Source organism: Streptomyces sp. NBC_00582 (assembly GCF_036345155.1).
Classification (GTDB): Bacteria; Actinomycetota; Actinomycetes; order Streptomycetales; family Streptomycetaceae; genus Streptomyces.
In genome coordinates this window covers 7,447,501-7,466,946 of the sequence record NZ_CP107772.1, presented here as the reverse complement: position 1 = coordinate 7,466,946, position 19,446 = coordinate 7,447,501, and the positions used below count along the sequence as shown (strand labels likewise).

18 protein-coding genes and 1 tRNA gene are annotated in these 19,446 nt (G+C 69.8%); 6 read left to right on the top strand and 13 right to left on the bottom strand.

Annotated elements, in window-relative coordinates; genetic code table 11:
* Positions 1 to 319 precede the first annotated feature (319 nt).
* On the top strand, positions 320 to 1,150 hold the full coding sequence (locus tag OG852_RS33810) for a serine hydrolase domain-containing protein (RefSeq protein ID WP_133909786.1): 831 nt from the start codon (positions 320 to 322) through the stop codon (positions 1,148 to 1,150).
* Between the two features lie 86 nt (positions 1,151 to 1,236).
* Positions 1,237 to 1,581 carry a hypothetical protein gene (locus OG852_RS33805; RefSeq protein ID WP_133909785.1) on the top strand — a complete coding sequence of 115 codons (345 nt, stop codon included), beginning with the start codon at positions 1,237 to 1,239 and terminating at the stop codon, positions 1,579 to 1,581.
* Here OG852_RS33805 and OG852_RS33800 read toward each other — a convergent pair.
* From OG852_RS33800 to OG852_RS33790, 3 genes are all read right to left on the bottom strand, one after another.
* On the bottom strand, positions 1,578 to 2,297 hold the full coding sequence (locus OG852_RS33800) for a DUF305 domain-containing protein (protein WP_330349917.1): 720 nt from the start codon (positions 2,295 to 2,297) through the stop codon (positions 1,578 to 1,580). The genes OG852_RS33805 and OG852_RS33800 overlap by 4 nt on opposite strands.
* Positions 2,298 to 2,388: 91 nt before the next feature.
* On the bottom strand, positions 2,389 to 2,760 hold the full coding sequence (locus OG852_RS33795; RefSeq protein WP_133909783.1) for a DUF6153 family protein: 372 nt from the start codon (positions 2,758 to 2,760) through the stop codon (positions 2,389 to 2,391).
* Positions 2,761 to 2,836: 76 nt separating this feature from the next.
* Positions 2,837 to 2,911: transfer RNA gene (locus tag OG852_RS33790), tRNA-Val, on the bottom strand.
* Between the two features lie 176 nt (positions 2,912 to 3,087).
* On the opposite strand from OG852_RS33790, the gene OG852_RS33785 reads away from it, so the two are divergent.
* Positions 3,088 to 4,461 (top strand): hypothetical protein, encoded by a 1,374-nt coding sequence (locus OG852_RS33785; RefSeq protein WP_133909782.1) that lies wholly within the window; start codon positions 3,088 to 3,090, stop codon positions 4,459 to 4,461.
* A gap of 74 nt (positions 4,462 to 4,535) precedes the next feature.
* Positions 4,536 to 5,111: a DUF4383 domain-containing protein gene (locus OG852_RS33780; RefSeq protein WP_133909781.1), complete on the top strand. Its 576-nt coding sequence runs from the start codon at positions 4,536 to 4,538 to the stop codon at positions 5,109 to 5,111.
* Here the strand turns inward: OG852_RS33780 and OG852_RS33775 are convergent.
* The 3 genes from OG852_RS33775 to OG852_RS33765 form a co-directional block, all read right to left on the bottom strand.
* The gene (locus OG852_RS33775) at positions 5,099 to 6,271 is read right to left on the bottom strand and encodes an amidase domain-containing protein (protein WP_208117028.1); all 1,173 of its coding nucleotides are present in this window, start codon (positions 6,269 to 6,271) and stop codon (positions 5,099 to 5,101) included. The two genes, OG852_RS33780 and OG852_RS33775, sit on opposite strands and share 13 nt — an antisense overlap.
* Before the next feature lie 108 nt (positions 6,272 to 6,379).
* A complete protein-coding gene (locus OG852_RS33770; protein ID WP_133909779.1) occupies positions 6,380 to 7,657 on the bottom strand; it encodes a hypothetical protein in 1,278 nt (425 codons plus the stop codon).
* A gap of 44 nt (positions 7,658 to 7,701) precedes the next feature.
* Positions 7,702 to 9,879: a transglycosylase domain-containing protein gene (locus tag OG852_RS33765; RefSeq protein ID WP_208117027.1), complete on the bottom strand. Its 2,178-nt coding sequence runs from the start codon at positions 9,877 to 9,879 to the stop codon at positions 7,702 to 7,704.
* Positions 9,880 to 10,168: 289 nt separating this feature from the next.
* On the opposite strand from OG852_RS33765, the gene OG852_RS33760 reads away from it, so the two are divergent.
* Positions 10,169 to 10,387, top strand: a complete 219-nt coding sequence (locus tag OG852_RS33760) for an FmdB family zinc ribbon protein (protein WP_133909778.1) — start codon at positions 10,169 to 10,171, stop codon at positions 10,385 to 10,387.
* A 13-nt stretch (positions 10,388 to 10,400) separates the two neighbouring features.
* On the opposite strand, the gene OG852_RS33755 is transcribed toward OG852_RS33760, so the two are convergent.
* Genes OG852_RS33755 through OG852_RS33745 form a run of 3 tightly spaced genes read right to left on the bottom strand, consistent with a single transcriptional unit; the run spans position 10,401 to position 14,884 of the window.
* Entirely contained in the window at positions 10,401 to 11,213 is an 813-nt protein-coding gene (locus OG852_RS33755; RefSeq protein ID WP_133909777.1) for an HAD family hydrolase, read from the bottom strand.
* Positions 11,213 to 13,693: a phosphoribosyltransferase gene (locus OG852_RS33750; RefSeq protein ID WP_133909776.1), complete on the bottom strand. Its 2,481-nt coding sequence runs from the start codon at positions 13,691 to 13,693 to the stop codon at positions 11,213 to 11,215. Before OG852_RS33750 ends, OG852_RS33755 begins: the two co-directional genes overlap by 1 nt.
* 24 nt (positions 13,694 to 13,717) lie before the next feature.
* On the bottom strand, positions 13,718 to 14,884 hold the full coding sequence (locus tag OG852_RS33745; protein WP_133909775.1) for an HpcH/HpaI aldolase/citrate lyase family protein: 1,167 nt from the start codon (positions 14,882 to 14,884) through the stop codon (positions 13,718 to 13,720).
* A gap of 186 nt (positions 14,885 to 15,070) precedes the next feature.
* On the opposite strand from OG852_RS33745, the gene OG852_RS33740 reads away from it, so the two are divergent.
* Positions 15,071 to 15,823 carry a TerD family protein gene (locus OG852_RS33740; RefSeq protein WP_133909774.1) on the top strand — a complete coding sequence of 251 codons (753 nt, stop codon included), beginning with the start codon at positions 15,071 to 15,073 and terminating at the stop codon, positions 15,821 to 15,823.
* Positions 15,824 to 15,941: 118 nt separating this feature from the next.
* On the opposite strand, the gene OG852_RS33735 is transcribed toward OG852_RS33740, so the two are convergent.
* The 4 genes from OG852_RS33735 to OG852_RS33720 all read right to left on the bottom strand — a co-directional run bounded on the left by OG852_RS33735 (position 15,942) and on the right by OG852_RS33720 (position 19,370).
* Positions 15,942 to 16,679, bottom strand: coding sequence for a TerD family protein (locus OG852_RS33735; RefSeq protein WP_133910421.1), 738 nt, complete (start codon positions 16,677 to 16,679; stop codon positions 15,942 to 15,944).
* A 155-nt stretch (positions 16,680 to 16,834) separates the two neighbouring features.
* Positions 16,835 to 17,983, bottom strand: a complete 1,149-nt coding sequence (locus tag OG852_RS33730) for a DUF475 domain-containing protein (protein ID WP_133909773.1) — start codon at positions 17,981 to 17,983, stop codon at positions 16,835 to 16,837.
* Positions 17,984 to 18,109: 126 nt separating this feature from the next.
* Complete coding sequence (locus OG852_RS33725) at positions 18,110 to 18,685, bottom strand: TerD family protein (RefSeq protein WP_133909772.1); 576 nt, start codon at positions 18,683 to 18,685, stop codon at positions 18,110 to 18,112.
* Between the two features lie 109 nt (positions 18,686 to 18,794).
* Positions 18,795 to 19,370 carry a calcium homeostasis/redox stress adaptation protein gene (locus tag OG852_RS33720; protein WP_133909771.1) on the bottom strand — a complete coding sequence of 192 codons (576 nt, stop codon included), beginning with the start codon at positions 19,368 to 19,370 and terminating at the stop codon, positions 18,795 to 18,797.
* Positions 19,371 to 19,446: the final 76 nt, after the last annotated feature.

Sequence of the window (19,446 nt, the reverse complement as noted above, 5' to 3'; positions counted from 1 at the left end):
TGCCGGTCGCCCGATCCGACCGGAACACCGCCAACGCGCCTGGCCGGCCGCACACGCCGCCCGGGCCTCGTCCTGCCCGGCCGGGCTGTCCGAAAAGGGACCACTCGGCCGCCGTATCCGTGTACACCATCCCCAGCGGACGGCGTCCCCGTCGACGCTCACGCACGGCCGAGGAGCTCCCCGGGGTCGCGCGCCCCGCGCCCGGCCGAACGAGAAGCCCTGTCGCACCACTGGACGGAGAACCCGTGACCCACCCCGGCTCCCCTCGCGGCGGCACGCCCGCGTGCGCGGTGTCGCCGCGCGGAAAGTGAGGCCCCTCGTGCCCGGTGTCCCCACCTGTGTCCTGCGGAACTCGGCCCCGCCCGACCTCTCCGACGGTCATGCCGTCGACCGCTTCGTCCAGATCGGCTCGCTCACCAAGGTCGTCACCGGCACGGCCCTGACGCGCATGGCCGCAGCCGGGCTGCTCACGCTCGACGACCCCCTCGAACGATGGCTGCCCGAAGCGCCCGCGACCGGGATCACCCTCCGCCACCTGGCCCGGCACACCTCGGGCCTGCCCCGGCTGCCACCCGGCCGCCTGCCGCGCCGCGACCCGTACGCGGCGTTCGACGGACCGGCGCTGCACGCGCTCCTTCCCCGGCTCGACACCCTGGCCACCCGGCCCGCGGGCCGGGAAGAGGAGTACTCCAACCTCGGGTACGCCGTCCTCGGTGCGGCCCTGACCGCCGCGGCCGGCACGACGTACGAGGAACTGGTGACCGCGCACGTGCTGCGCCCGCTGGAGATCACCGAGATGACCGCGCACCCCGCCACGGACCGGCGGCTGCCGGCCCCGGGCCGCTTCGGGCGGGCCCGCAGGCCGTGGACGATGGACGGGGCGATCCTGCCGGCGGGCGGCCTGTGGGCCACTCCCCGGGCGGTGGCCGACCTGGTCGTACGGCTGCTGGTGGAGCGCCGGCTGGGCGATCCCGCTCCCTCGTGGCAGGAGGCCGGTCCGCTCCGCTGGCACAACGGGGCGACGCGGCACGTCTCGCTCTTCGCCGGCGCGATGGACGACGGGAACTGGGTGGTGGTCCACCGTCTCAACGCCGAGCCGGAGCTCACGGACCGCCTGGCCCTCGAACTCCTGAAGCAGAGCCGGGCCTGACTCCCCCTCCCCACGTCGAACGCGCGTTCACCCAAACACCCTGAAGGAGCTCGCCTCGCAAAATCGAACAGGCGTACCATTGCCGTGTGGCTAAGACCTATGACTTTCCCAGCGACCTGCGCGCCGGTCAGGAGGAGCTGCATCAGGTCCGGGCCGAGCTGTCGGCCCTGCTGAAGCGGCTCCCCTGGTCGGTGGAGCCCCTGGACGGATTCAGCGACGAAGGCGGCTGGCGCAAGATCGAGCGCCCCGCCTCCCCGGGCTGGACGGCCGACGAGCAGGCCGAGGTGGAGAAGCTGCGGCGGCGCGAGCACGAGCTCGCGGTGTTCGTGACCTGCCACCGCTTCTGGTCGGAGGTCGCCGCCGAGAACCGGGTGGAGGCCCGTACGCGCCTCAAGCACGCCCACGAGACCCCACCCGGCGAGGAGGACTAGCTCTTCTTGCCGAGCAGCCCGTTCATCTCGGCGATCTCCGCGGTCTGGCCGGTGACGATGTCCCCGGCCATGTCCTTGGCCGGCTGGTAGCCGCCCTTGCCCCGCTCGGTTCGGGCCATCTCGACGGCGCCCTCGTGGTGTTCGACCATCAGGGTCAGGAACGCGGTGTCGAAGGCCTCGCCGGAGGTCTTCTCCAGCGACTTCATCGCGGCGTCGTCCATCATCCCGGCCATGCCGCCGGAGCCGGAGTGGTCCATGCCGGGCATGGAGTCGTCCGCGGACGCGTCCTCGGCGGGCACGTCCTCGCCCCAGGCCTTCAGCCAGCCGGTCATCTTCTCGATCTCCGGGTCCTGGGCCTTCTCGATCCGGGCGGCGAGGTCCTTGACCTGGGCGGAGGAGGCGCGGTCGGCGGCGAGGGCGGCCATCTCGAGGGCCTGCCGGTGGTGCGGGATCATGCCCTGCGCGAAGGTGACGTCCTGGGCGTTGTGCGCGCCGCCGGAGGAGGTGGAGGGGGCCGAGGACGCCGAGGACGCCGAGTCGGCGTCACCGCCGCACGCGGTGAGCAGCAGGGCGGCGGTCACGGTCGCGGCCGCCAGGGCGGCACGGCGGACCGGGCCGCGGGTACCGGTGCGGGTGCCCGCGCCGGTGCCGGTGCCGATGCCGGTGTCGACGCCGTTGCCGGTGCTGGTCGTGGTGCTGGTGCTGGTGCTGGTCATGCGGGAACTCCCGTGGAGAAGAAGGGTGCGTGGACACGTCGGCGCACCCCGTCGGCCCGTCGTCCGGGCGTGCGGGTGCGCGCAGCGGTGTCTAGATCCGCAGGAGTTGGAGTTCCGCCAGGGAGGGTGGCGCGCGAGCTCCGTCGGGGGCCGTGGCCGCGTACGGGCACAGGGTCGCGTCCGGTACGGCCACGGGGGCGGGGTCGGTCACCAGGCCCGGCAGCACCGGTCCGCCGCTCACCGCGGCCGAGGCGCAGGTCGAGTCGGCGTGCCGGGCGTGTCCGCCGCCGCAGTGGCCCTCGTCCCCCGAACAGCCGTCGTGGGCCTCGGCGGACGCGACGACCGCCATGGGGCGCGCCTCGACGTGCGCGGACCGCCCTCCCCCGGGCGCGAGAGCGTGCATGGCGAGCAGGCCCACGAGGAGCCCGAGCACACACACCGCCCGCCGCCACAGTCCGTTCACAGCCGACATCCTAGAGACTGATCGAACCGGACATGCGAAGGGCCCCCGGATCTCTCCGGGGGCCCTTCGGTGTTCCTGGTGGGCGCGGACGGTTTCGAACCGCCGACATCCTGCTTGTAAGGCAGGCGCTCTACCCCTGAGCTACGCACCCAGGACGAGTCGACAGCCTACATTGCCCGGGGCCATGTCCCGCAAACCCGTATCGGCCCCCGGCCTGCGCGGAGGAAATCACGGACTCGCACGGCGAACTGACCGGCCCGTGTGTTCGTCTTCAACCGGTGGGAGAATGAACACCGGTTCAGTCGAATCACAGCACGGGAGAGGGATGTGACGGCGACACCACCGCAGCCGTACTCGCCGTTGGTGCCGCGCGCACACCGCCCGGCGGTGAAGGACGCCCTCACCCTGCTCGCCCTGCCGCTCGTCGTCGCGCTCGCGCTGCCAGCCGCCTTCGCCGGCGGCGGCACCCGGCGCTGGTTCGGCGGGCGGGCCGAGGGCCAGCGCGCCGAGGCGCAGGCCGCGAAGGACGCCGCCGCGGCCGCGTTCTACGAGCTGGACACCGCCCAGCGGGATCTGCGGATCTCCATCGAGACGATCACGGCGGTGGACGACAGCCCGGCCGCCCGGCGCGCGGTCTCCGGCTTCGCGGAGATCGGCCGGCGCATCGACGAGGCGAGCAGCCGCTACATCGAGGCGGTGGACGCCCATGACCTCGACCGGGACGACCTGGAGGCCTCGGCGGCCGCGCGGGCGCGGACGGACCTGAGCCGGGCCAAGGACGAGCTGGGCAACGTCAAGAAGGAGCTGGATCGTTTCGCCGAGGGGCTCGGGCCGTTGCTCGGGAAGGCGGAGACCCAGCTCGCCCGGCTGGCGCCCGCCGTGGAGCGGGCCCGGCAGGCGCTGCTCTCGGCGTCCGACGCGCTGGACTCCGTACGGCGGACGGGGCTGACCGCGGACGACCTGGCCGCCCGTCTCGCCGCCCTCGGACCCGAGCTGACCCGGCTGAACCAGGGGGCCGGGCAGCACGGTGTGCCGCAGACGCTGGAGCGTGCCGAGCGGGTCTCCCGGGAGGCCGCGGCCGTCAGGGCGGAGGCCGAGCGGCTGCCGGAGAAGGCCGCGGAGATCGACCACCGGCTGGTGTCGCTGCGCACGCGGGCCGAGGCGCTGACGACCCGTGCGGGCCAGGTCGACCCGATCCTGAGCGAGCTGCGGCGGCGGTTCGCGGCGGCCTGCTGGCAGGATCTCCAGGGGGTGCCCCAGCAGGCCGTGGAGAACGTGGCGCAGGCGGAGGCGAGGCTGCGGGAGGCGCAGACGGCGCGGGACGCCCAGCGCTGGCCGGACGCCACCTCGCTGCTGTCGACGGCGCGGGCGCTGCTGAACACCACCGACGAGGCGGTCTCCGCCGCCGGTGACCGGCTGAGCCGGCTGAACGCGGTGCAGAAGGATCCGCAGGCGGAGATCGACCGGACCCGGTTCGCGATCCGGGACGCACAGCGGCTGGCCATGGCCGGACGCAACACGCCCGATCCCCGGCACGCGCGCCCCCTGGACGACTCGGTGGCCCGCCTGGAGCGGGCGATCGGCACCCTGGAGGGCCGTCACCCCGACTACTGGCACTTCCTCACCGAGACGGAGGCGGTACGGCGGACGGTGGCGGGCGTGGTCGCGACGATCCGCGAGGAGCGCGGCGCCGCCCACTGAAGGCCGCCCCCGCCGATGTTTTGCCGCCCGGGCCGGGCAGGCGGATATTGGGGGGTACGTCCAAGGAGGCGGAGATGGCCGCACACGCACTGCACAGCCGGCGGCGGATCAGGCTCGACGACCACCTGCCCGTCGACCACCGGCTGAACCTGGTCTACCGGATCGGGGCCGGGCTGATGGGCCTGGGGCTCGTCGTCTTCGGGATCTTCGGTGTCATCGACGAGATCGGTTTCTTCGACACCGGCGGGGACGAGGTCTGGAGTCTGAACACCAACGGGGCGCTCAGCTGGCTCTCGATCGGTGTCGGGCTGCTGCTCTTCGTCGGCATGGTGATCGGCGGGAACGTCGCGTCCACGCTGAACATGACCTTGGGGATCCTGTTCATCCTCAGCGGCTTCCTGAACATGGCGCTGCTGGAGACGGACTACAACTTCCTGGCGTTCAAGATCCAGAACTGCATGCTGAGCTTCGTGATCGGGATCCTGCTGCTGGTCTTCGGGATGTACGGCAGGGTCGGTTCCGCACTGCCGCACGACAACCCGTACTGGCGGGCCCGCCACCCCGAGCACGCCGAGGAGCGGGACCGCCATCGGGAAATCAGGGAGAACTGGCCCCCGTCATCGCCCCCGTCGTCCGATCAGGTGCGGTAGGCGTAGTAGTACGCGTTCGGGTACGACGCGACGAGGCTCGCCACCGACCGGCGGAGCGTGTTGTTGGAGTGGTACGTCACGTACGGGATGCCGTTGGCCTTGTACGTGACGATCATGGTGTGGTCCTTGGACCCGTCCCGGTCGAAGTCCATCTGGAGGACGTCGCCGACCTCGAGCTGGTAGACGTTCGCCAGCGCGGTGGTCCGCTTGGAGTTCTGGGCGAACCACGACCACTCGTTGACGCCGACGAACGAGTCCGACTGGATGTCGGCGTTGCCGAACCACTTGGTGTAGTCGTAGACGTAGCCGGGGACGTGCTTCCAGCCGCCCGCCTTCAGCGACTGGCTGACGAAGTTGGTGCAGTCGCCGCCCGCGGTGTGGTTGTTGAAGTCCGGGTAGTCCTTGTTGTACGTGTACACGTACTTCTCGGCGTAGGCCGCCATGGCCTTGTAGTCGTACGTGGTGCCCGTCTTCGGCACGGCGACCGGGTTGCGGGTGGTCGCCGCGCGCGCCGCGTTCGGCATGGGGTTGTCGTCGGCCGTGGTGGCCTTGACGGACGTCGGCTTGGAGAGCGTGTTCACCGCGAGGCCACCCTGGTCGGTGTCCGCGATGCCGGTGAGCTGCCAGGTGCCGTGCCGGTCGGCCTTGAAGGTCAGCTCGTGCTGAGCCTGGAAGCCGGTGGTCTTCGGCTGGCCCGCCGTGGCGTTGGCGTAGGTCAGGGTCGTGGTCTCGGTGACCGCGGCCTTGGCCGTACGACCCGTCACGCGCGTGGCGTTCAGCGTGACGGTGGTGGCGGCCTTGCTGTACTTCTCGCCGGCCTTGGCCAGCTTGTCCTTGCGCTGGCCCAGCGAGGACAGGGTGGCGTCCTCGGTGCGGGCCGTGCCTGCGGAGAGCTTGACGTCGCCGGAGAAGCCGTTGGTCAGCGGCTTCTCACGATCTCCCTGCCTGCCGGTGACCAGGGCGTCGGTGCGGTCGGTGAAGACCGCGTCCGCCAGCCGCTGGAAGGTGGCCTTCGTCTGCGCGTCGACCGTGGGGTCGTCGACGACCGCGGCGCCCGCGGACCAGTTCGGCAGGAGCGCCGCTCCCGCGACGACCGAGGCGGCGGCCGCCCCGGCTATCGTGATGCGACGCCGCGAACGGCTCAATTTCCTTGACTTCACTGATGTTTCCCCTCTTGCCCGGCGGAGGGATGCCGGGGAGGGCATCTTTGCATGGCGTGTGTGGGTGATGTGAAGAGGGGTACGGTTGAGGTTTGGTTACTTCGCGGTTCACTTCACGACGGTCGACCAGTCGGGGCTCTGCGCCGGGTCCAGACTGCGCATCCGCTCCAGCGTCTCGGGCTTCTGCACGTCCATCCAGTCGGCCAACTCCCTGAAGGACACGCACTTGACGTCCTTCTTGGTGCACACGTTCTCGATGACGTGGTCGACGGCCTTCATGTAGATGCCGCTGTTCCAGTTCTCGAAGTGGTTGCCGATGAACAGCGGGGCCCGGCTGCCGTAGTACACGCGGTTGAAGCCCGACATGTAGGAGTCGATGGTCTCCTGCTGCCACTCGGGGTACTTGGCGGGGTCGCCCTCGGTCTCGCCGTTCGACTGGTTGTAGAGGAAGTTGAAGTCCATGGACAGGGCCTGGATGTCACCGTAGGGCAGCATCTGGAGCGGGAAGTCCCACAGACCGTCCTTCTTCGTCGGCCAGACCTGGAAGCCGCCCGGGTTGGAGGCGTCGTAGCGCCAGCCGTAGCTCTTGGCCGCCTTGAGCAGGTTGGTCTGCCCTTCCAGGCAGGGCGCCCGGCCTCCGGTGACCTCCTTCTTGAAGTCGAAGGGCAGCGGGGCCATGTTCTTGTCACCGGTGTTGGTCTTCCAGTTCTCCACGAACGAGTAGAACTGGTCGATCTCGCTCTTCCACTGCGCGACGCTCCAGTCGCCACCGCCCTTGGCGCCGCAGAAGTGCCCGTTGAAGTGGGTGCCTATCTCGTTGCCCTCCAGCCAGGCCTTGGAGAGCTGTCCCAGCGTGGTGCGGATGTGCTCGTCGGTGGGGAAGCTGATCGCCGCGGCGCCCTTGTCGTGCATCGGCGGGGAGTACAGGTCCCGCTTGCTCTTGGGCAGCAGGTAGATGCCCGTGAGGAAGAAGGTCATATGGGCGTTGTACTGCTGGGCCATCTCGCGGTAGTGCTCGAAGAGACCGTCGTCGCCCGCGAGGGCACCGTCCCAGGAGAAGACCACGAACTGGGGCGGCTTCTCACCCGGCTTGAGCGGTTCGGCCTTCAACTGGCCTGTCTGCGGACCGGTGTACGAGGTGGAGCCGTCCCCCAGGACATGGGTCTTGCCGTCCCACTCCGGCTCCTTGCTCGCCTTCGCCGACGCCTTCCTGCTGTCCCCCGAGGACGCCGTGGGCTGGGTGTCGTCGGTGCGGTCGAGCACCAGGTAGCCGCCCATCAGCGAGGCGACGACGAGAAGCGCCGCCAGGGTGAGGAACCCTGGGTGCGCGGCGGCGGTGCGGCGCGGTTCCGCGGCCTTGCGGCGGCGGCCCGACGGTGACTTCATGTGCGGCTCATTCTCGGGTTGGGGACGCGGGGCTCGTTCGGTGGTCAGCCGAGCGGGCTCATGGCACCTGACCAGATGCCGTACGGGACGCTGTCGTCGGTGGTTCCGGCGATGCCCTCCAGGGGCAGTGGTTCCAGGCTCTTGGTGAGGTCGATGCGGTACACCACGACCGCCGTGGACACCTTCTCGTCGGTGCCGACGTACCAGGAGGCGGTGTTCTTGTCGGTGGTGCCGGCCTTGCCGGCCGGGGTGGACCCGGACTGTGCGGTGGGCACGTCGGACGGGTGGGCGGTGCGGAAGGAGTCGGTGAGGGCGGAGGTGACCTCCTCGGCCACCGCGGTGCGCATCGCCTGCTTGGGCTTGGGGGTGTCCAGCAGGACCTTGGAGCCGTTCCTGGTGATCTTCCGCACCGAGTAGGGCTCGGTGTGCTTGCCGTCCGCGGCGAAGGTGGAGTAGCCGCTCGCCATGCGGATCGCGCTGGGGGTGGAGCTGCCCAGGGACAGCGCGGGCACCTGGGCGCCGAGGCTGGACGACAGGAAGCCGGAGGCCTCCGCGGTCTCGCGCACCTTGGCCAGGCCGGTGTCCATGCCGAGCTGCATGAACGGCGTGTTCACCGACAGCTCCAGCGCGCGGTGCAGGGAGATCTGCCCGTAGGACCTGCCCCCGTCGTTCTCGGCGGCGACCCGCTTGCCGCTGCGGTCCCAGTAGTAGCCCTCGGGGGTGGTCAGCAGCGCCTTGTTGTCGCCGTTGTAGAGCGACTCGCCGTTGATCGGCGTGGTGTCGCCCTCGCGGGTCTTGTGGATGCCGTTCTCCAGACCGGCGGCGTACACGAAGGGCAGGAAGGCCGTACCGGCAGGGACGGTGGTGGCGTTGGACTCGTTGTAGCCCTGCGTACGGTGGTCGGGACCGCCGTAGACGGCGAGGATCCGTCCGTCGGAGGCGACCGACGCGGCACCGTAGTGGGCGGCCTTCGCCTTCTTCGGCGCGTCCTTGAGGGCCTTCTTGCGGGCGTCGGTGACGGCCTGGGTGAGCTTGTCCTCGCGCTTCTTGTCGAAGGTCGTGTAGATCTGGTAGCCGCCGAGGTCGAAGTCCTTGTCGGAGATGCCCCCGGCCTTCTTGGCGTACTGGGAGGCGAGCTCCACCAGGTAGTCGCTCTGCTCACCGGTGTCGTACAGCGGGTTGCTCTTCAGCGGCTCGGGGAACTTCGTGTACGTGGCCCGCTCGGCCTTCGACAGCTTGCCGATCTCGACCATCCGGTCCAGGGTCCACTGCCAGCGCTCGACGGCACGGGCGCGGTTGGCGCTGGACAGGGTCGGGTCGTACAGGCCGGCGCCCTTGAGCAGGGAGGCGAGGAACGCGGCCTCGCTGGCGTTGAGCTCGCCGACGTCCTTGCCGTAGTAGGCCTGGGCGGCGCGCTGGATGCCGTACGTGCCGCGGCCGAACCAGCTGGTGTTGAGATAGCCCTCGAGGATGTCGTCCTTGCTCATCTGGTTGTCCAGCTTGAGGGAGATCATCGCCTCGGTGAACTTGCGGCTGATCGTCTGGTTCTGGTTCAGGTAGACGTTCTTGACGTACTGCTGCGTGATCGTCGAGCCGCCCTGGGTGTCGCCCTGGCCGATCGTGCGGAACAGGGCACGGCTGATGCCCTTCACGGAGATGCCGGGGTCGCTGTAGAAGCTCGCGTTCTCGGCCGCGAGGACCGCCCAGCGGACGTCCTCCGGGATGTCCTTCAGCGGCATCGCCTGGCGCTGCACCCAGCCGGTGCGGGCCATGGGCGTGCCGTCGGACCAGAAGAACACGTTGTCCTGCTGGGTGGCGTAGGAGTTGAGGTTCTCCGGGATGTCGGTGGCCGCGTAGGCGACGACGAGGAAGAAGGTGCTCAGGCCCATGGACGCGAAGAGGCCCCCCAGGCACTGCCGCCAGGAGGGTATCCAGCGCCGCCAGTCGGTACGGCCGGGGCGGGGGTACTGCGGGCGGAGCTTGCGGACATAGGGAGTGACACGAGTCACATAGGGGCCCAGAACGACGATCAGGGGGGCCAGACGGGACCGCAAAGCCACGGATATTCGGGCAAAGAGGGAGGGTTGGGGGGCTTTGCGACGGTTTTTCGGAGTACGCGCTTTCTCCGGTGTACCGGACGTGTCGGGTACGTTGGGTATGTCCGACACCCTTAGTTGCATGGTCTCGTCCGCCCGGAATGCGGCGGGAACCTTCAACTGCATGGTTTCGTCCGGCCTTTGGGGCTCCTCCCCCTGCCCCACCTGGTCCACTACGCGTCTCCCTCCGCACCTTCGTGTTGCTCGCACAGGCAGACGTACAGACGTACAAGGGTCTGACATGGTTGCCGTGGACTCGGCTGCAAACCCTGAATCCCCCCGACCTCGCGGTTCATCGCGGCACCCTCAAATTACCAGCGCTCTTCGCAAAGTCTCCACATAAGAATTCGACAGAAGCAAACACTGGTGGAACTCCGGGCCGCCCTTCCGGGCATATGGGGATTAGCCTGTCGGCATGCCTCGCTACGAGTATCGCTGCCGGACCTGCGACAACACGTTCGAACTGAGCCGCCCCATGGCGGAGTCCTCCGCTCCGGCGGCCTGCCCGGCCGGACATGAGAACTCCGTGAAGCTTCTGTCCACCGTGTCCGTGGGCGGTACGGCGGCCGCCCCCGCGCCCCGTGCGGGCGGCGGGGGCGGAGGCGGCTGCTGCGGCGGCGGCTGCTGTTCCTGACGGTCGGTGACGGCTACCGGGGTCCTCTGACCGTCTTCAGGAACTCCCGCAGGATGCGCTCCCCCGCGAGGACGCCCCGCTCGGGCAGGGCGGTGATCCCGGGGGCCGTCCACTCGGTGTCGGCCAGCTCGCCGTGGCCGGGCCGCCAGCCCAGATCGGCGGCGAGCAGCAGATCGGCGTCGAGCAGGGAGTCCCCTGCGCCCAGGATCAGCTCGGCGCCGGTGCGCCGGGCCACCTCGCGCACGGCCGCGCTCTTGGTCAGCGGCTTCGGCACCGCGTAGATCTTGCGGCCCTGAAGCGACACCGTCCAGCCCCGGTTCTCCGCCCAGGCCGCCAGCTCCTTCACCCACTCCTCGGGCAGCAGCTCGCGCTCCACGACGAGATAGGCGAACAGGTCCTCGGCGACCCGGTGCTTGCGCACCCAGAGCGGATCGGCGGTGGCCTCCAGGTGGGCCCGCACCTCGTCGAGGGGCGCGCACTGCTCCGCCAGCCGCGCGAGGACGCCCGTGTGCCAGTCCTGGTCGGTGACCCCGTCGACCAGGATGTGGCCGCCGTTGGCGCAGATCGCGTACTTCGGGGCCGGCCCCGGCAGATTGATCCGCAGGTACTGCTTGCGCGTCCGGGTGGTCGTCGGCGTGAACACCGCCGCGTCCCCGAGGTCGGTGAGCAGCCCGGCCGCCGTCTCCGTCATGAAGGACAGCGGTCTCGCCTCGTGGACCTCGACGCACAGCAGCCGGGGCGCCCGCGCGTCCGGCATGGTCAGCGCCAGCGCCGACGGGGAGTAGATCAGCGTACGGTCGAGGTCGCTCGCCACCAGCATCGCCATCAGACCGCCACCGCCTTGCCGTCGGCGCCGGTCGCCCCGCGCGTGTACTTCGGGTGGATGAGGCCCACGCAGGTGTACGGCAGCTCGCCGACCTCCTCCACGGGCACCCCTCTCTGCTCCGCCAGGAGCCGTACGTGGTCGAGGTCCGCGCCCGCCCCGGCCCGCGCCAGGATCTTCCACGGCACCCGGCGCAGCAGCACCCGGGTGGTCTCGCCCACACCCGGCTTCACCAGGTTCACGTCGTGGATGCCGTACTCCTCGCTGATCCGCTCGACGGCCGCCCAGCCCTCCCAGGTGGGCGTACGGTCGCCGGCGACCAGCTCCTTCACCGCGGCGGCCACCGCCTCCGCGACCTCCCCGAAGCGGGCCGAGACGGCGTCCAGGAAGGCGACCGAGACGTCCGCGCCGGCCAGCTCCCGGTAGAACTTCGCGCCGTGGAAGTCGTCGGGACCGACCAGGTCGGCCCGCAGGACCGTCCGCGAGATCAGGCCGGACACCGTCGAGTTCAGACACGCCGAGGGGATCAGGAAGTCCTCCCGGGTGCCGTACGTCCGCACGCACGAGCCCGGGTCCGCCAGCACCGCGATCTCCGGGTCGAACCCGGCCGCACCGCCCGCCGCCTCGAACTCCTCGACCGCCGCCGCCAGTTCCCGGGTGATGGCACCCTTGCCGGTCCAGCCGTCCACGAACACCACGTCCCGCGGGTCGTGGTGGGCGGCCAGCCAGCGCAGCGCGTTGGCGTCGATGCCCCGGCCGCGCACGATCGACACGGCGTAGTGCGGCAGGTCGAGGCCGTGCCGGAACTGGGCCCAGCGGCGCATCAGGACGCCGACGGGGGTGCCGGCGCGGGCGAGGGAGACGAGCACGGGCCGCGGGGAGCGTTCGGCGATCACGGTCTCCGTGACGACGCCGACGGCCTGTGCGATGCGCGCCGCCGAGATCTCCAGTGCCGCCTGGAACAGCTCCTGGTACTGCTCGCTCGGCTGGTACTCGACCGGCAGGGACTCCGCGTAGTGCGCGCCGCCGCTCTGGATGGCCTCCTCGCGCTCCTCGGTCGGCGCCTCCAGCGTCACGTCCGAGAGGTCCTGGAGCAGCCAGCCGACCTCCTCGGGCGCGTACGAGGAGAAGGCGGGGCCGCGGAGGGGCTCGGGCAGCATGGCGGGTCTCTTTTCGGGCAGTGCGGCTGCGTACAGCGGCTCGGGGACGTACGACGGTACGACCGCGAGGACCACGTGCGGGGTGTGCGCGGCGAGCTGGGCGAGAAGGCCGTCGGGGGCGTGCAGGGCGGGGGTGTCCGCCACGGAGTCGACGACCGCGATCACGGCGTCGAAGCCGGCACCGGCGACGTTATAGGCATAACGCTCACCGGGGCCGTCGGCGGGGTCGTCATGGGCGGGGAAAACGATTCGGCTGCGGATCGCGTAGCCGGGGTCGTCCACGGCGAGGACGGGCGAGCGGGTAGTGGTGGAGTACCGCACTTCGCCGGGCACGATCTGCTCCAGCTCGCGGGCGAGCCTGAGGGGGGCGTACATCAGCTCCTCGAAGCCGAGTACGAGGGCGCTTCGGGCGCCCTCAGGTATCGCCTCCGCCAGGCGGGCGGCCATCTCCGGGAGGGCGGCCTCCAGGCGGGTCCGGTGCGCGGGGGTGAAGCCATGGCGGCCGCCGTCGGGGAGACCCTGGGGCCAGCGGAGGTCGACTCGGTGGTGTGTCGGCTGCGGGCCGGTGGGGGTTGACCGCGCGGTTCCCCGCGCCCCCGGGGAGTCGCCCCCATGTCTGGCTACGAGGTCCTGCCCCTTCTCCAGCACGCCGTCGGGCAGACGTACGGTGCCCGAAGCGGCCGCCACCAGGTCCACCCTCGCGCCGATCTCCCTCGCGAACGCGTCCAGGCGGGCCGCGTCCGCGGGTGAGCGCATGTCCACCAGGGCGACGACCACGTACCGGCGGCGCGGGTAGCGGTCGTGGAGGTCGCGGATCGTGTTGAGGACCGTGTTGCCGGTGGAGAACTCGTCGTCGACCAGGACCAGGGGGCCGTCGCCCACCAGGAGGGACGGGTCCTCCGGGAGGAGGAGGTGGGAGGTGGCGTGGGAGTGGGACTCCTCGAAGCCGCCCGCCCGGGCGACACCGGCGACCGGGCGGCGGGTGGAGTGCAGACAGGGGGCCGTGCCGAGGCCGTCGGCGACGGAGTGGCCGAGGCCGGTCGCGGTCTCCGCGTAGCCGAGGACGACCGCGTCCGCCGCCTCGGGGCCGAGCAGCGCGCGCACCCGGCGGCCGAGGGCGACGCCATGGCCGTACACGACGGACGGGGACTGCGGGACGTGCTTGCCCAGCACGTGGGAGACCAGCAGGTGCGCCCGCTTGGGGTTGCGGCGCAGGGCCAGCCCCAGGAGGTCCCTCAGCGTGTCGTCGCCCACGAGTTCGACGCCGAGCCGCTCGGCGACCCAGGTCCCGGACCAGACCCCGTTGTTCACTGCGTTGTTCATGCGTCCCTAGAGAGTGAGGTGGATTCAGCCGGGGATGCCGGCGGCGAGCAGGTCGACGAAGCTGACGTCCTCGTTGGCCACACCGAAGACCTCGGCCCGGAGCATGGTGCGCTCGGCCCAGGCGCGGTGCGGCTTCACCTCGTTCATCTTGTTCGTGTACTGCGACCTGAGGACACCCCCACCGCCGCGTTCCGGCCGCAGGATGTCCGCCGCGTCGCTGTACTCCTCGTGACTGACGACCGACAGCGCGTGCACGGCCGGCACGTGGGAGGGGTGGATGCAGGTCTTGCCGAGCAGGCCGTTGGCCTGGTCGAGGGAGATCTCCCGCAGCAGCCCGTCCATGGCGTGCTCGATCAGTCTCTCGCGCAGCTCCACCGCCTGCCCCTCCAGGAAGGGGCTGTGCCGCAGCATCGGCTTGAACATGCGCTCCGGGACCCGGAAGTACTCCCACACAGGCCCGGTCACCGTGAACCCGGTGCCGTCGGCGCGGCCCAGCATGTTGACCACGTCGGCGATCACGGAGGCGACGATCTGGACGTCGTAGGCGGTCATGTCGGGCGCCCGGCGCAGACCGTAGGCGGAGCAGAAGTCGGTCACCCCGAGGCGCAGGGCCAGCACCCGGTTCCGGTACTTGTCGACCGCGCGGGCGATGCCCTCGAGGGCGTCCACCCGGGACTCGCGGTACATCAGCTCGGGGGTCTCCAGGACGGGCATGCCGAAGAGGCGGCGGCCGCTCGCGTGCTCGGCGGCGGCGAGGGCCTCCAGGAAGGGGATGCCCCGTTCCTCGGTGAACTTGGGGAAGACGAACCCGCTCAGCAGGCCCGCGTGCGGGCCGAGGCGGCCGACCAGGTCGGGGATCTGCTCGGGTGTGCGCACCCGGATGAACAGCAGCGGCCGTACCGGCTCGGGACGTCCGGCGAGGTCGGCGAACTGCCGGACGAGGTTCTCCTCGCCCGCCGGGACGTCCTCGTCACCGATGGAGTCCTCCAGGCACAGCACCATCGAGACCACGCCGCGCCCGGTCTGCTTGACGATGTCGTCGGCCAGCCGCGGCCGGGTGGCCGGGCTGTAGAGCGTGGCGCCCAGGGCCGCGGAGAGCACCCTGGCCGGAGAGTCGGCGTCGAAGACGCACGGCTCCCGGTGGAAGAGGCGCTGACGCACCTCTGGGGCGAGGTGCCCGAAATGACGCATAAATCTCCCCCGTGTTACAAGGTCGGGCTGTGGATTCCATCTGAGGTGGCCGGTAATAGTACGTAGAAGTCCATGTCAGGGGTTCCCCCCGGGCATGAATTTCAGGTAACTCGCCCGTGTGGGTTCCCTTGTGGGGTCGTGTACCCCGCGTTGTCGTGATCAGGACCGAGAGGGCAGGATGACCGCATGACGCACGCGATGCTGAAGGGGTCCAACGTCCCGCTCAAGGCAACCACGGTACGCGCCGTACTGCGCTGGACGCCCGGGCAAGGGGTCCCGGACGTCGACGCCTCCGCGCTGCTCCTCGGCCCCGACGGCCGCGTGCGCTCCGACGAGGACTTCGTCTTCTACAACCAGCCCCGGCACCCTTCCGGGAAGGTCTGGCGGCTCGGCAAGAAGCGGGGTGCCGAGGGCCTCACCGACACCATCCAGACAGATCTGGCCGGTGTCGAGCCCGACGTCGGTCAGATTCTGCTGGTCGCTTCGGCGGACGGCGTCGCCTTCGACACCGTACGGTCGCTCAGCATCCTGCTGTACGACGGGGCGGCCGACGGTGACCCGATCGCCACGTTCGACATCCGTCCCGAGACGGGCGAGGAGACGGCCCTGATCTGCGGGGAGCTGTACCGCCGCGGGGACGGCTGGAAGTTCCGCGCCCTGGGCGAGGGCTACTCAAACGGTCTCAAGGGCCTGGCGACGGACTTCGGCATCTCGGTGGACGAGTCGGAGGAGGCGGCCGACCCCTCGGACCCCGCCCCGCTGCCCCCCACCCCCAGCCTCTCCCAGCCCCTCCCCCCGGAACAGCCCACGTCCCAGGTCCCCCACCAGCAACAACAGCCGGCCTACGGCTACCCGAACAACCTCCCGACCCACGGCTACGCCTACCCGGACGGTGCTTTCCAGCTCCCCCCGCAGGGCCCGCAATTCATCGGCCGGTGACCGGAGAGACCCAAGGGGCGCGGGGCTGTATCGATATGCGGCTCCGCCGCGTGGGCGCGACCGGCCGCAGACGAAACAGTCAGCCGCGAGACCACAGCACCCCGCCCTCGGTGGGCGCCTATTTCTCGACCTTCGTCTTGTAACCCCGCCCCCACTGCAACCCCCACCCGTACAACCGGTCAAGCTCCGCCTGGAACCCGTACACGAACCGCACCTCCCGCCGCACCACCAGCTCCCCCTTCACGTTCTCGATCATCACGACCGCACACGACCGGGCCTGCGGGTGCCGCTCGTCGAGACCTATCTCGATCCGCGGCCCGTTGCTGGGATACAGCGTCACCATCGCGTGCGTCCGGTCGAACGCCGGCGTCTGGTCGTAGATGTACACGAACACCAGCAGCCGCTTGATGTCGTCCCGGTGGTCGAGGTTGACGTACATCGTCTCCCCCGACGCCGACCCGAACCGGTCGTCCCCACTGAGCTTCACGTACGGCGGCGCGTTGACGTCCCCCAGCAGCCCGCCGAGCGGCTGTACGACCCCCTTCGTACCGTCGGCCAGCTCGTACAGGCACCCCAGGTCGAGGTCGACGTTGACCATGCTCTGGCTGTGCCCGATGACCTCCGGCGGCTTCAGTGCCTTGAAGGGGTGCCGCAGCAGACTCTCCCGCTGGGGGCCGCCGATGTCCGAGGTCCGCATCCGCCAGGTCAGGTTGACCCGCAGGTTCCCCGTGGCCGCGCCCTGTTTGGTCAGGGAGACGTAGTGATGCCGTTTGGTGAGTTCGATCGCGTTGGTCGCCGCGCTGCCCGAGTCGAACTCGGCCGTACGGCTCCCCAGCAGCCCGTCGAAGAAGCCCATTCCCGCCCCCACGTCTCTCGACCGTGATTCCCGATCATGTGTCCCGCACGACATACCGGCGGGGCGGCCGGTGAGGACAGCGTCCTCACCGACCGCCCCGCACAGAGCGTTCCTCGGCGCAACCCGGTTCACACAACCGGGCTCCGCATCGGTGTCTACACCCCGGACGAGACCTCGGTCTTCTCGTCCGAGCCCTCAGCTTTTCCCTCGGCCGCCGCCAGCGCCTTGTTGCGGCGTACGGAGGACCAGAAGGACCAGGCGATCAGGACGACGCCGACGAGACCGGTGATGACCTCGTTGATCTCGTACTGGATGGTGACCATCAGGATCACGGCGAGGGCGCCGATCGCGTAGTGCGCGCCGTGCTCCAGGTAGACGTAGTCGTCCAGGGTGCCCTGGCGCACCAGGTAGACCGTGAGCGAACGGACGTACATCGCGCCGATGCCGAGGCCCAGGGCCATGAGCACGATGTCGTTGGTGATGGCGAACGCGCCGATCACACCGTCGAAGGAGAAGGACGCGTCCAGCACTTCCAGGTAGAGGAACATGAAGAACGCGGCCTGGCCGGCCAGCAGGACCGGCGATTTCTGCTTGCCGCTGCGCGCGGCTTCCTCCTCCGCCTCGTGCTCGCGTTCCTCCTCTTCCTCGAGTTTGTCCTCGAAGTAGCCGGAGAGACCGCCGACGACCATGTAGGTGATCAGACCGGCGATGCCCGCGATCAGGACGGTCTGGGCCTTGTCGACATGTCCGCCGCCGTGCTGGTGGGCGTGGGTGGCGAAGGTGAAGGAGGTGATCAGCAGGACGATCAGGGCGATGCAGACCGACAGCATGTCGACCTTGCCGAGCTTGGCGAGCGGGCGCTCGATCCAGCGCAGCCACTGGATGTCCCGGTCCTCGAAGATGAAGTCGAGGAAGATCATCAGCAGGAACATGCCACCGAAGGCGGCGATCGCCGGGTGCGCGTCGGTGACGAGCTCCTGGTAGCGGTCCTTGTTGTTGAGCGCGAGGTCGACGGCCTCGACCGGCCCCATCTTGGCGCTGATCGCGACGATCACGACGGGGAAGACCAGCCGCATGCCGAAGACCGCGATGAGCACGCCGACGGTGAGGAAGATCTTCTGCCAGAAGGCGTTCATCTTCTTCAGGATTCCGGCGTTGACCACCGCGTTGTCGAACGACAGCGAGATCTCGAGGATGGAGAGGATCGCCACGATGCCGAAGGCCTCCCACCCCCCGTAGAAGACCGCAGCGGCCAGGCCGAGCGCGGTGACCGCGAACGACCAGCCGAAGGTTTTCAGAAGCACTGGCTACCCAATCCCTGTGTGTACGGGTCTCCCCCGCGCCGTACTCGGCTTTACGAAACTTTGAAGCCGAAGTCTAGTCCCGCCCCCTTCGCAGGCCACGGGGGACCGGCTTTTGCTCATAAAGCGCTAGGAGACGTTCACGCCGAAGTCCAGGGCGATGCCCCGCAGGCCCGACGCGTACCCCTGGCCGACCGCCCTGAACTTCCACTCGCCGCCGTACCGGTAGAGCTCGCCGAAGATCATGGCCGTCTCGGTGGACGCGTCCTCGCTCAGGTCGTATCGGGCGAGCTCCTGGCCGTCGGCCTGGTTGACGACGCGGATGAAGGCGTTGGAGACCTGGCCGAAGGTCTGGTTGCGCTCGTCGGCCATGTGGATGGAGACCGGGAAGACGATCTTGTCGCAGTGGGCGGGCACCTTGGGCAGGTTCACCAGGATCGACTCGTCGTCGCCCTCGCCCTCACCGGTCAGGTTGTCGCCGGTGTGCTCCACGGAGCCGTCCGGGCTCTTGAGCTGGTTGTAGAAGACGAACCACTCGTCCCCGAGGACCCGGCCACCGGCGCACAGCAGCGCGCTGGCGTCGAGGTCGAAGGGGGCTCCGGTGGTGGAGCGCGCGTCCCAGCCGAGCCCGACCATCACCTGTGTGAGGTTCGGCGCGGCCTTGGACAGGGAGACGTTGCCCCCCTTGGCGAGCGTGACGCCCATGATCCTGGTCCTCCCCTGGATGTTGCTTCTTCGGTTGTCCTGCGCGTCCGGCGCCGCCCCTAAACGGTGCGACGCCGGACGAGGGTGAATCCTTCGGGCGCCCTGCGGCTCAGACGTTGACGCCGAAGTCCTGCGCGATACCGCGCAGGCCGGAGGCGTAGCCCTGGCCGATGGCGCGGAACTTCCACTCCGCGCCGTGGCGGTAGAGCTCGCCGAAGACCATGGCGGTCTCCGTCGAGGCGTCCTCGCTCAGGTCGTAGCGGGCGATCTCCGCCTCGCCGGCCTGGTTCACCACGCGGATGAACGCGTTGCGGACCTGGCCGAAGGACTGCTGGCGGTTCTCGGCGTCGTAGATCGACACCGGGAAGACGATCTTCTCGACGTCGGCCGGCACCGCCGCGAGATTGACCTTGATCTGCTCGTCGTCGCCCTCGCCCTCACCGGTGATGTTGTCGCCGGTGTGCTCCACGGAGCCGTCGGGGCTCTTGAGGTTGTTGAAGAACACGAAGTTGGCGTCGCTGGCGACCTTGCCGGAGGTGTTCAGCAGCAGCGCGCTCGCGTCCAGGTCGAAGTCGGTGCCGGTCGTGGTGCGGACGTCCCACCCCAGACCGACGATGACCGCGGTCAGGCCGGGGGCCTCCTTGGTCAGCGATACGTTGCCGCCCTTGCTGAGGCTGACTCCCACGAGTCCTCCATTGGTGTCCTGGGGCGGGGAGCCCCGTCGTGCGTGGATAACGGATCTATCGGATCAACGAGTCGAT

Coding starts and splice junctions, on each gene's coding strand:
- OG852_RS33800 (WP_330349917.1), bottom strand. CDS start 2,297: ATGACCAGCACCAGCACCAGCACCACGACCAGCACCGGCAACGGCGTC.
- OG852_RS33780 (WP_133909781.1), top strand. CDS start 4,536: ATGGCCGCACACGCACTGCACAGCCGGCGGCGGATCAGGCTCGACGAC.
- OG852_RS33770 (WP_133909779.1), bottom strand. CDS start 7,657: ATGAAGTCACCGTCGGGCCGCCGCCGCAAGGCCGCGGAACCGCGCCGC.
- OG852_RS33765 (WP_208117027.1), bottom strand. CDS start 9,879: ATGCAGTTGAAGGTTCCCGCCGCATTCCGGGCGGACGAGACCATGCAA.
- OG852_RS33760 (WP_133909778.1), top strand. CDS start 10,169: ATGCCTCGCTACGAGTATCGCTGCCGGACCTGCGACAACACGTTCGAA.
- OG852_RS33755 (WP_133909777.1), bottom strand. CDS start 11,213: ATGGCGATGCTGGTGGCGAGCGACCTCGACCGTACGCTGATCTACTCC.
- OG852_RS33750 (WP_133909776.1), bottom strand. CDS start 13,693: ATGAACAACGCAGTGAACAACGGGGTCTGGTCCGGGACCTGGGTCGCC.
- OG852_RS33745 (WP_133909775.1), bottom strand. CDS start 14,884: ATGCGTCATTTCGGGCACCTCGCCCCAGAGGTGCGTCAGCGCCTCTTC.
- OG852_RS33740 (WP_133909774.1), top strand. CDS start 15,071: ATGACGCACGCGATGCTGAAGGGGTCCAACGTCCCGCTCAAGGCAACC.
- OG852_RS33735 (WP_133910421.1), bottom strand. CDS start 16,679: ATGGGCTTCTTCGACGGGCTGCTGGGGAGCCGTACGGCCGAGTTCGAC.
- OG852_RS33725 (WP_133909772.1), bottom strand. CDS start 18,685: ATGGGCGTCACGCTCGCCAAGGGGGGCAACGTCTCCCTGTCCAAGGCC.